This is a genomic window from Oceanobacillus halophilus, from assembly GCF_003628505.1.
Classification (GTDB): Bacteria; Bacillota; Bacilli; order Bacillales; family Amphibacillaceae; genus Oceanobacillus; species Oceanobacillus halophilus.
Genome location: NZ_RBZP01000011.1, coordinates 69687 through 81231, shown reverse-complemented (window position 1 = coordinate 81231; position 11545 = coordinate 69687). Strand labels below are relative to the sequence as shown.

Below are 11545 nucleotides of genomic sequence, written 5' to 3'. Positions count from 1 at the left end.
TAAAATATATGTATGAAAAAACGCACATTAAAAGGGAGGAAGGCTCCTTGCTAGATGTAAATAATTTTGAGTATATGAAAATCGGCTTGGCTTCATCGGAGAAAATCCGCTCTTGGTCCTATGGTGAGGTGAAAAAACCAGAAACCATTAATTATCGTACATTAAAACCAGAAAAAGATGGTCTGTTCTGTGAACGAATTTTCGGACCAACAAAGGACTGGGAATGTCATTGTGGAAAGTATAAACGTGTACGTTACAAAGGTGTAGTCTGTGACCGTTGTGGAGTAGAAGTTACTAAATCTAAAGTGCGTCGTGAACGTATGGGGCACATTGAACTAGCAGCCCCGGTATCACATATTTGGTATTTCAAGGGTATTCCTAGTCGTATGGGTCTTGTTTTGGATATGTCACCTAGAGCGTTGGAAGAAGTAATTTATTTTGCTGCTTATATCGTTACCGATCCTGGTAGTACTGCGTTAGAGAAGAAGCAATTACTATCTGAAAAGGAATACCGTGCATATTACGATAAATATGGCAATACATTTAAAGCGCAAATGGGTGCAGAAGCAATTAGGAAGCTATTGCAAGATATCGACCTAGAAAAAGAAGTGGATGCGTTAAGAGAAGAATTGAAGACTGCTCAAGGACAGCGTCGTACAAGAGCCATTAAAAGATTAGAAGTACTGGAAGCTTTTCGTAACTCTGGAAATGATCCAGATTGGATGATTTTGGATGTTTTACCGGTAATCCCGCCTGAAATTCGTCCAATGGTTCAACTTGATGGTGGTCGTTTTGCAACATCCGACTTAAATGATTTGTATCGTCGTGTTATTAACCGTAATAATCGCTTGAAACGACTATTAGATTTAGGTGCTCCGAGCATAATCGTTCAAAATGAGAAACGTATGCTTCAAGAAGCAGTGGATGCATTGATTGATAATGGTCGTAGAGGACGTCCGGTAACTGGTCCGGGTAACCGTCCATTAAAATCCTTATCACACATGCTTAAAGGTAAGCAAGGTCGTTTCCGTCAAAACTTACTTGGAAAACGTGTTGACTATTCTGGTCGTTCGGTTATCGTTGTTGGACCACACTTGAAAATGTATCAATGTGGATTGCCAAAAGAGATGGCCTTAGAATTATTTAAACCGTTCATTATGAAAGAATTGGTTGAAAGAGGTTTAGCGCATAATATTAAGTCTGCTAAACGGAAAATTGAACGTGTACATCCTGATGTATGGGATGTCCTTGAAGATGTCATTAAAGAACATCCGGTACTACTTAACCGTGCGCCGACTTTGCATAGACTGGGAATTCAGGCCTTCGAACCTACACTAGTTGAAGGTCGCGCAATTCGTTTGCACCCACTCGTTTGTACGGCTTATAATGCGGATTTTGATGGAGACCAAATGGCCGTTCACGTACCGTTATCAGCAGAGGCTCAAGCTGAAGCTCGCTTGTTAATGCTTGCTGCACAAAACATCTTAAATCCGAAAGATGGAAAACCGGTAGTTACACCTTCACAGGATATGGTATTAGGAAACTATTACTTAACCTTAGAACGTGAAGGGGCTATTGGTGAAGGAAGTGTGTTTAAAGATATTAGTGAGGCAATGATCGCGTATCAAAATGGTTACGTACACCTTCATACAAGGGTTGCTGTTCAGGCTTCCAGCTTAAATAATAAAACATTTACGCAAGAACAGCATAATCAATTATTGCTAACAACTGTTGGTAAACTAATATTTAATGAAATATTGCCTGATTCATTCCCTTATATGAATGAACCTACTCGGACTAACTTGGAAGAGAAGACTCCGGAGGTATATTTTATAGAGCAAGGAACGAATGTCAAGGAAGAGATTAGTAAACGAGATATTGTTAAACCATTTAAAAAAGGTTTCTTAGGTGACATCATCGCCGAGGTATTTAAACGATTTAAGATTACAGAAACATCGAAAATGCTTGACCGAATGAAAGACTTAGGGTTTAGCTATTCGACCAAAGCTGGTATGACAGTAGGTATTTCGGATATTGTTGTATTACCTGAGAAACAGGAAATTTTGGATGATGCACAGTCTAAAGTTGATAAAGTACTGAAACAATTCCGTCGTGGTTTAATTACAGAAGAAGAACGTTATGACCGTGTAATATCTATATGGACTCAAACCAAGGATGTTATCCAAGAGAAGCTAATGAAATCCTTGAGTCATCGAAACCCAATCTTTATGATGAGTGATTCAGGTGCTCGTGGTAACGCGTCTAACTTTACACAGCTTGCAGGTATGCGTGGCTTGATGGCCAACCCAGCTGGTAAAATTATTGAGTTGCCAATCAAGTCAAGTTTCCGTGAAGGATTAACTGTGTTAGAATACTTTATTTCAACACACGGTGCACGTAAAGGTCTAGCGGATACAGCCTTGAAGACTGCTGACTCTGGCTACTTAACTCGTCGTCTTGTTGATGTGGCTCAAGATGTTATCATTCGGGAAGAAGATTGTGGTACAGACCGTGGTTTAGAAGTCGAAGCGTTAGTTGATGGTACAGAGGTTATTGAGCCATTGCTAGATCGATTGATTGGACGCACTGCATTTATGACAGTTAAGCATCCAGAAACTGGTTCTGTCATAGTAGAGAAGAATGCTCTAATTTCTGAAGACCAAGCGAAAGAAATTGTCGAAGCAGAAATAGAAAAAGTAACAATACGTAGTGCATTTACATGTAATACCAAACATGGCGTTTGTCAAAAATGTTATGGACGTAACCTTGCTACAGGATCAGACGTTGAGGTTGGAGAAGCTGTAGGTATTATTGCTGCTCAATCTATTGGTGAACCGGGTACACAGTTAACTATGCGTACATTCCATACTGGTGGTGTAGCTGGTGATGACATCACACAAGGTTTACCACGTATTCAAGAGTTGTTTGAAGCAAGGAACCCTAAAGGTCAAGCGGTTATTACAGAAATTTATGGTCGAGTGCTCGAAATTAACGAAGCCAAAGATAAACAAGAAATCATTATTCAAGGCGATGTGGAACAAAGAGCATACACTGTTCCTTATAACGCGAGACTGAAAGTTGCTGAAGGGGACGAAGTGGAAGCTGGTCAGGAACTCACAGAAGGTTCCATTGACCCTAAAGACTTGTTGCGCGTAAAAGGTGTGGAAGGTGTTCAAGCGTACATTCTTCGCGAAGTACAACGAGTTTACCGTATGCAAGGGGTTGAAATTGGTGATAAACACGTAGAAGTAATGGTTCGTCAAATGCTACGTAAAATTAGAGTTGTTGACTCCGGTGATACAGAAGTATTACCAGGTTCACTCCTTGAATTACACCAATTCAAAGATGCTAACAAATCAGTTCTCCTTGATGGAAGAAATCCAGCTACAGGAAGACCAGTATTACTTGGTATTACAAAGGCTTCCTTGGAAACAGATTCCTTCTTATCAGCGGCATCATTCCAAGAAACTACACGTGTTCTTACGGATGCTGCTATCAAAGGAAAACGAGATGAGTTACTCGGACTTAAAGAAAATGTCATTATTGGTAAATTGGTACCAGCGGGCACAGGAATGCAGCAATACCGCAGTATAAAACCAATATTAGATAAGCCAGAAGAAGAAACAACAGAAGAGATAGAAACAGAGACAGTACAATAGTTAGAGAAAAATAACGTAAAAGTGATAAAGAATTGGAAGCACCTATAAAATATCCTTAAGAAAATAGTTGTTTTGATATTGACATAAAAATATTAGGATGGTACTATATTCAAGGTGCTTCCGATTATTATTGTTACTTTGGAGGATACGATAGATGTCTTATGAAAAAGTGACGCAAGTGCAATCACACTTGATAATTGGGATGAAGCAAACACTTAAGGCCATGAAAAATGGTGATATAAGTGAAGTGTTCATTGCTGATGATGCTGACAGGCACATAACACAAAAAGTAGCTAGTTTAGCGAAAGAACTGGATATACCATGTAAGGTTGTTGCTTCTAAAAAGAAGTTGGGAGCTGCGTGTGGTATAGAAGTTGGCGCGTCTGCAGTTGCGGTGAAAAAGTTGATCAAAGCGGAATAATTCCGCCACCTTTTTTACAAAAAAATGAACCGCCTGGATGTGTGGAATTACAGAGCGTTGAATATATTCACTAGTTACAGTTTTAAAATCATATTATTTAGGAAGGGAGGACAAATTAAATGCCTACTATTAATCAACTTGTACGTAAAGGTCGAGTTAGTAAACCAAAAAAAGCTAACTCTCCAGCGCTTAACAAAGGGTACAATAGTTTTAAAAAGTCACTTACTGACCAAGATTCTCCACAAAAACGTGGTGTATGTACACGTGTTGGTACGTTGACTCCTAAAAAACCAAACTCTGCGTTACGTAAATATGCTCGTGTACGTTTGTCTAACAACATGGAAGTTACAGCATATATCCCAGGGATTGGACACAACCTTCAAGAACACAGTGTAGTTTTACTTCGTGGTGGTCGTGTTAAGGACTTACCAGGTGTGCGTTACCATATTGTTCGTGGTGCACTTGACACTGCTGGTGTAGAAGGTCGTATGCAAGGACGTTCTAAATACGGAACTAAGAAACCTAAAGAGAAAAAATAATAAAAGTATTCAACTTAGATATGAAAGGAGGATGACCCATGCCTCGTAAAGGTCCAGTAGCAAAGCGTGATGTACTACCAGATCCGCTATACAACTCAAAATTAGTTACTCGTCTTATCAACCAAATTATGGTTGACGGGAAACGTGGTAAGGCACAAAAAATTCTTTATAAAGCATTTGAACTAGTTGCTGAAAGAAGTGGACAAAAACCAATGGAGGTTTTTGAACAAGCAATGAAAAATGTTATGCCAGTACTTGAGGTGCGTGCTCGTCGTGTTGGTGGTTCGAACTACCAAGTACCAGTAGAAGTGCGTCCAGAAAGACGTCAAGCATTAGGATTGCGTTACCTAGTAAACTATTCACGTCTTCGTGGAGAAAAGACTATGGAAGAACGTCTTGCTAATGAAATCTTAGACGCATCGAACAACACAGGTGCTTCTGTTAAAAGACGTGAAGAAATGCATAAAATGGCTGAAGCTAATAAAGCATTCGCTCATTATCGCTGGTAATCTAAACAAATTAAAGTTTTTTATAGAAAGGAGAAGAATACATGGCTAGAGAGTTCTCCTTGGGAAAGACGCGTAATATCGGTATTATGGCGCATATTGATGCAGGTAAAACAACAACTACCGAGCGTATTCTTTTCTATACAGGACGTATTCATAAAATTGGAGAAACACACGAAGGCGCTTCGCAAATGGACTGGATGGAGCAGGAGCAAGAACGTGGAATCACGATTACATCTGCTGCTACAACAGCTCAATGGAAAGAGCATCGAATCAACATCATTGATACACCTGGGCACGTAGACTTCACAGTTGAAGTTGAACGTTCATTACGTGTACTTGATGGTGCTGTAACGGTTCTAGATGCGCAGTCTGGTGTAGAGCCACAAACAGAAACTGTTTGGCGTCAAGCTACAACCTATGGCGTACCGAGAATTGTATTCATTAATAAAATGGATAAAATCGGTGCAGACTTCCTATATTCTACAGGCACATTAAGTGAACGTTTAGGTGCAAATGCACATCCTGTTCAATTACCAATTGGTGCTGAAGATCAATTCGAAGGAATTATTGACCTAATTGAAATGAAAGCATACTACTATGAAGATGATTTAGGTACACGTGCTGACGCTCGTGAAATTCCAGAAGAATACAAAGCGAAAGCAGAGGAATTGCGTAATAACTTAATTGAAGCTGTATCTGAATCTGACGAAGAGCTTATGATGAAATATCTCGAAGGTGAAGAACTTACCAACGAAGAGTTAAAACAGGCAATTCGTACAGCTACACTAAATGTTGAATTCTATCCAGTATTTTGTGGATCAGCGTTTAAAAACAAAGGTGTTCAATTAATGTTGGATGGTGTTCTTGATTACCTTCCAGCTCCAACGGATGTACCACCAATCGAAGGTATTGTTCCTGGGACAGAAGAGAAGGTAACTCGTCCATCAAGCGACAAAGAACCTTTCTCTGCGTTAGCATTTAAAGTTATGACTGACCCTTATGTTGGTAAACTAACATTCTTCCGTGTTTACTCAGGAACACTTGATTCTGGTTCATACGTGAAGAACTCTGTTAAAGACAAACGTGAGCGTGTAGGTCGTATTCTACAAATGCACGCAAATCACCGTGAAGAAGTACCTACAGTATATTCTGGTGAGATTGCGGCAGCTGTTGGTTTGAAAGATACAGGCACTGGGGATACACTATGTGATGAGAAAAGTTTAGTTATTCTAGAATCCATGGAATTCCCTGACCCAGTTATCTCCGTTGCTATTGAACCTAAAACAAAAGCTGACCAAGATAAGATGGGTATTGCTCTATCTAAACTAGCAGAAGAAGACCCAACGTTCAAAACTGAAACAAACACAGAAACTGGTCAAACAATCATTTCTGGTATGGGTGAACTACACCTTGACATCATCGTTGACCGTCTAAAACGTGAGTTTAGGGTTGAAGCTAACGTTGGTGCTCCACAAGTTGCTTATCGTGAAACATTCCGCTCAGCAGCTGAAGTCGAAGGGAAGTTCGTACGTCAGTCTGGTGGACGTGGACAATATGGTCACGTGTGGATTAAATTTGAACCTAACGAAGAAGGCGCTGGGTTTGAGTTCGTTAATAAAATCGTCGGTGGTGTTGTACCGCGTGAATACATCCCAGCTGTTCAACAGGGTGTTGAAGAATCGTTGGAACAAGGTGTATTAGCTGGATATCCACTAATCGATGTAAAAGCAACATTATATGATGGTAGCTATCATGATGTTGACTCAAACGAAATGGCATTTAAAGTTGCTGCTTCTATGGCACTTAAATCCGCCAAAAATAAATGTAACCCTGTAATCCTAGAACCAGTTGAAAAAGTGGAAATCACTGTTCCTGAAGAATACATGGGTGACATTATGGGTGATGTAACTTCAAGACGTGGTCGCGTTGAAGGAATGGAAGCACGTGGTAATGCACAAATTATCAAAGCTATGGTGCCACTTTCTGAAATGTTTGGATATGCAACTGCATTACGTTCAAACACGCAAGGTCGTGGAACATACTCCATGCATTTCGATCACTATGAAGAAGTACCTAAGTCAATTTCAGAAGAAATTATTAAGAAAAACGCTGGAGAATAATTGATTTTTTCGGCAAGGTAACGTATAACAGTTAGTGAAGACTAAGAAATAATGCTAATATTATTTCTTAGTTACACATAAATTTTAAAATTACTTTTATTTACCTAAAGGAGGAACTATAAATGGCTAAAGAAAAATTCGACCGCTCGAAAAGTCACGTTAACATTGGTACAATCGGACACGTTGACCATGGTAAAACAACTTTAACAGCTGCAATTACAACTGTAATGCATAAAAAATCTGGTAAAGGTAGCGCAATGGCATATGACCAAATTGACGGTGCTCCAGAAGAAAAAGAACGTGGAATTACAATTGCTACTTCTCACGTAGAATATGAAACTGATACTCGTCACTATGCACACGTAGACTGCCCAGGTCACGCTGACTATGTTAAAAACATGATCACTGGTGCTGCACAAATGGACGGAGCTATCCTAGTAGTATCTGCTGCAGATGGTCCAATGCCACAAACTCGTGAGCACATCCTACTATCTAAAAACGTAGGTGTACCTTCAATCGTAGTATTCTTAAACAAAGTTGACATGGTTGACGATGAAGAATTACTAGAACTAGTAGAAATGGAAGTTCGTGATCTATTAACTGAATATGACTTCCCTGGTGATGACGTACCAGTTATCAGCGGCTCTGCTCTTAAAGCACTTGAAGGTGAAGAAAAATATGAACAAGCAATCGTTGATCTAATGGCTGCAGTTGACGAATATGTTCCAACTCCAGAACGTGACAATGACAAACCATTCATGATGCCTGTTGAGGATGTATTCTCTATCACAGGTCGTGGTACTGTTGCAACTGGACGTGTTGAGCGTGGTCAAGTTAAAGTCGGTGACGAAGTTGAGATCATCGGTCTATCAGAAGAGTCTGGTAAAACAACTGTTACAGGTGTTGAAATGTTCCGTAAGCTTCTTGACTATGCAGAAGCTGGTGACAACATTGGTGCACTACTTCGTGGTGTTTCTCGTGAAGACATCAACCGTGGTCAAGTACTAGCAAAGCCTGGTTCAATTACACCACACACTAACTTCAAAGCAGAAGTTTATGTTTTATCAAAAGATGAAGGTGGACGTCATACTCCTTTCTTCTCTAACTACCGTCCTCAGTTCTACTTCCGTACAACGGATGTAACTGGAGTTATTACACTTCCAGAAGGAACTGAAATGGTAATGCCAGGAGATAACACTGAAATGACAGTTGAGCTTATTGCTCCAATCGCTATTGAAGACGGTACACGCTTCTCTATCCGTGAAGGTGGACGTACTGTTGGATCTGGTGTTGTAACATCTATCCAAAAATAATAGATAATTACTATAAAACAGGTAGCGCAATGGCGTTACCTGTTTTTTATTTGTCTATGTTTTACAAAACCTTTTCCCTACTAACATGCTGTTGTACAATTCCATATTCCTTTTATAGCTTGGCGGTTTCCTAATGGACAGCTGCGTTTATAGATTATGTCGCATTTTATATAGACTGTGGATTACTTTAATTAAGAATACTGCTATATACCCGCTACGGAAATACACTCCGCTTTCTGCGGGCGCTGCTGAGCCTACTCTGAGCTATCGCTCTACGTAGTCTCACCTAGGCATTTCATCCCGCAGGACAAGGAACGCTACGACAGCGAAACATCGCACGCAGAAAAAGTGGTCTTCTTTTTCAAGGAGTCTCCGTGTATTTCCTCCGCTGATTTGTGCTGTTCAATTTTCTTATATAATTGGGTATTTTAAACAAATGAATAAATGATAGTGATTTTGATATTAATCAAAAATGGACTCCCTCTATAAAACAGTGTTGATTGGAGCGGAGGGCAGTCGACTCCTGCGGGAAAAGAGGCCTAGATGAGACCCCGCAGTGCGATAGCACGAGGAGGCTCATCAGCCGCCCGCGGAAAGCGACTGCCCGGAGCGGAAATCAACAACGCACTCCATTAGATATTTATTCTTAATTAAATAAATCAGGAATTTCTATCATCTCCGACACAATAAGAAAGCAAGCAAACTGAGCCTATAGTAAAATGAAGTATCCTATTGATTTTTAAAACGATAGGAACATATTATGTTACACTTACGTACATTAGATTTTGCGTCTTCTATTTCTATTAATTAGATATATTCATAACATGTATAAAATATTCCTAGAAACTCTTGCATTTCGCGTGGCACCTATGTATAATACAAAGATGTGTGACCGCAGAAGACATTTAAATAATGGTTGCATTGACCATTCGCTTTTGTTATACTTATAACGTTGGTCATAAAAGCGATGAAGTGAGAGGTTGTTGGCACACCCGGCCCCTTTGCCATGGCTAGTGCGCCAAGGAATTTTCACGGAGAATGTCTATAATGATATGGGCGATAAAGGAGGGAAAATAATGGCAAAAGAGAAAATCAGAATCCGTTTAAAAGCATATGATCACCGTGTATTAGATCAATCTGCTGAAAAAATCGTAGATACTGCGAAACGTTCTGGAGCTAATGTTTCTGGACCGATTCCATTACCTACAGAAAAATCAGTTTATACTGTCTTGCGTGCTGTTCATAAATACAAGGATTCACGTGAACAATTCGAGATGCGTACACATAAACGTCTAATCGATATTGTTGAACCAACACCGAAAACTGTTGATTCGTTAATGCGTCTTGACTTACCATCTGGTGTTGATATAGAAATTAAATTATAAAATTTGAGGTAAATATAGGAGGTGTAACGGATGACGAAAGGAATCTTAGGTCGTAAAATCGGCATGACTCAGTTATTTACAGAAAACGGCGAATTAGTACCTGTTACTGTTATTCAGGCTGAGCCAAACGTAGTTCTACAAAAGAGAACATTAGAGAATGATGGCTATGAAGCACTACAATTCGGTTTTGCAGATGAAAAGGAATCACGTACAAACAAAGCGAAAAAAGGTCATGCTGAAAAAGCAAACACTGCCCCTAAGCGCTACGTTCGTGAAATCCGTAACGCAAATCTTGACGAGTATGAAGTTGGTCAAGAAATCAGTGTTGATATTTTTGAAGCTGGAGAAAAAGTTGATGTAACCGGAACTTCTAAAGGTAAAGGATTCCAAGGTGCAATCAAACGTCACGGACAGCAACGTGGGCCAATGGGACACGGTTCTCATTACCACAGATCACCTGGTGCAATGGGCGCTATCGACGCTATGCGTGTATTTAAAGGAAAAAAACTACCAGGTCATATGGGGTCTGAACAGATAACTATTCAAAACCTAGAAGTAGTTAGTGTGGATGCTGAAAAGAATCTACTATTAATTAAAGGTAATGTACCTGGTGCCAAAAAATCTTATGTAAAAATAACAAGTGCGATTAGAGCTAATTAATCATACACACGAAGGGAGGATATGTCATGCCTAAAGTAGCACTATTTAAACAAGATGGAAGTAATGCTGGAGATTTTGAATTAAATGATGCGGTGTTCGGTATCGAACCAAATACACACGTATTGCATGAAGCTGTTGTAATGCAAAGAGCATCTTTACGTCAAGGCACTCATGCTGTGAAGAATCGTTCTGAAGTACGCGGCGGTGGGCGTAAACCATGGCGTCAAAAAGGTACAGGACGTGCTCGTCAAGGTTCAATCCGTTCTCCACAATGGGTAGGTGGTGGAACTGTCTTCGGACCTACACCACGTAGTTATAGCTACAAATTACCAAAAAAAGTTCGTCGCTTAGCGCTTAGATCTGCACTATCATCTAAACTTAAAGAAGAGAACTTAGTTGTTTTAGAAGGTCTTGCTATGGATGCTCCTAAAACCAAAGAAGTTGTTAATATGTTAGATGCATTAAGTGTTGATTCAAAAGCACTAATCGTGACTGCTAGCAAAGATGAAGTTATCGCTCGTTCTGCTAATAACCTTCAATCTGTTAAAGTCCTTACTGTAGAAGAATTAAATGTTTTAGACTTGCTTACGCATGACAAGCTAATCTTAACTAAAGATGCAGCTGAAAAAGCAGGGGAGGTGCTTGCATAATGAAAGATCCACGTGATATTATTAAGCGCCCTGTCATTACTGAGCATTCTGCTGATTTAATGGCGGATAAAAAATATACTTTCGAAGTATCCCCTAAAGCAAATAAAACGGAAATCAAAGATGCGATTGAATCTATCTTTGGTGTAAAAGTTGTTAAAGTAAACACTATGAATCTCAAAGGTAAATTTAAGCGTATGGGTCGTTATGGTGGATTCAGACCTAACCGTAAAAAAGCTATTGTTGAATTATCATCAGATAGTAAAGAATTAGATTTCTTTGAGGCTTAATT

Annotated in this window: 10 protein-coding genes; all 10 read left to right on the top strand. The window is 39.6% G+C overall.

Going from position 1 to position 11545, the window contains the following annotated elements; all coding sequences use genetic code 11:
• Positions 1-47 precede the first annotated feature (47 nt).
• The 10 genes from rpoC (at position 48) to rplW (ending at position 11543) form a co-directional block, all read left to right on the top strand.
• Positions 48-3659, top strand: a complete 3612-nt coding sequence (rpoC, locus tag D8M06_RS13310; protein ID WP_121204894.1) for a DNA-directed RNA polymerase subunit beta' — start codon at positions 48-50, stop codon at positions 3657-3659.
• 154 nt (positions 3660-3813) lie between these two features.
• Complete coding sequence (locus D8M06_RS13305; protein ID WP_121204893.1) at positions 3814-4080, top strand: ribosomal L7Ae/L30e/S12e/Gadd45 family protein; 267 nt, start codon at positions 3814-3816, stop codon at positions 4078-4080.
• Positions 4081-4199: 119 nt separating this feature from the next.
• Positions 4200-4619, top strand: coding sequence for a 30S ribosomal protein S12 (gene rpsL / locus D8M06_RS13300; RefSeq protein ID WP_121204892.1), 420 nt, complete (start codon positions 4200-4202; stop codon positions 4617-4619).
• 38 nt (positions 4620-4657) lie between these two features.
• Positions 4658-5128: a 30S ribosomal protein S7 gene (gene rpsG / locus D8M06_RS13295; RefSeq protein ID WP_121204891.1), complete on the top strand. Its 471-nt coding sequence runs from the start codon at positions 4658-4660 to the stop codon at positions 5126-5128.
• A 41-nt stretch (positions 5129-5169) separates the two neighbouring features.
• Positions 5170-7248 carry an elongation factor G gene (fusA, locus tag D8M06_RS13290; protein ID WP_121204890.1) on the top strand — a complete coding sequence of 693 codons (2079 nt, stop codon included), beginning with the start codon at positions 5170-5172 and terminating at the stop codon, positions 7246-7248.
• A gap of 122 nt (positions 7249-7370) precedes the next feature.
• Positions 7371-8561, top strand: coding sequence for an elongation factor Tu (gene tuf, locus D8M06_RS13285; protein ID WP_121204889.1), 1191 nt, complete (start codon positions 7371-7373; stop codon positions 8559-8561).
• Positions 8562-9637: 1076 nt separating this feature from the next.
• Positions 9638-9946: a 30S ribosomal protein S10 gene (gene rpsJ / locus D8M06_RS13280; RefSeq protein ID WP_121204888.1), complete on the top strand. Its 309-nt coding sequence runs from the start codon at positions 9638-9640 to the stop codon at positions 9944-9946.
• Positions 9947-9976: 30 nt separating this feature from the next.
• Positions 9977-10606 (top strand): 50S ribosomal protein L3, encoded by a 630-nt coding sequence (gene rplC, locus D8M06_RS13275; protein WP_121204887.1) that lies wholly within the window; start codon positions 9977-9979, stop codon positions 10604-10606.
• A gap of 26 nt (positions 10607-10632) precedes the next feature.
• Positions 10633-11256 (top strand): 50S ribosomal protein L4, encoded by a 624-nt coding sequence (gene rplD / locus D8M06_RS13270; RefSeq protein ID WP_121204886.1) that lies wholly within the window; start codon positions 10633-10635, stop codon positions 11254-11256.
• Positions 11256-11543: a 50S ribosomal protein L23 gene (gene rplW / locus D8M06_RS13265; RefSeq protein WP_121204885.1), complete on the top strand. Its 288-nt coding sequence runs from the start codon at positions 11256-11258 to the stop codon at positions 11541-11543. The genes rplD and rplW overlap by 1 nt, the downstream gene beginning before the upstream one ends.
• Positions 11544-11545: the final 2 nt, after the last annotated feature.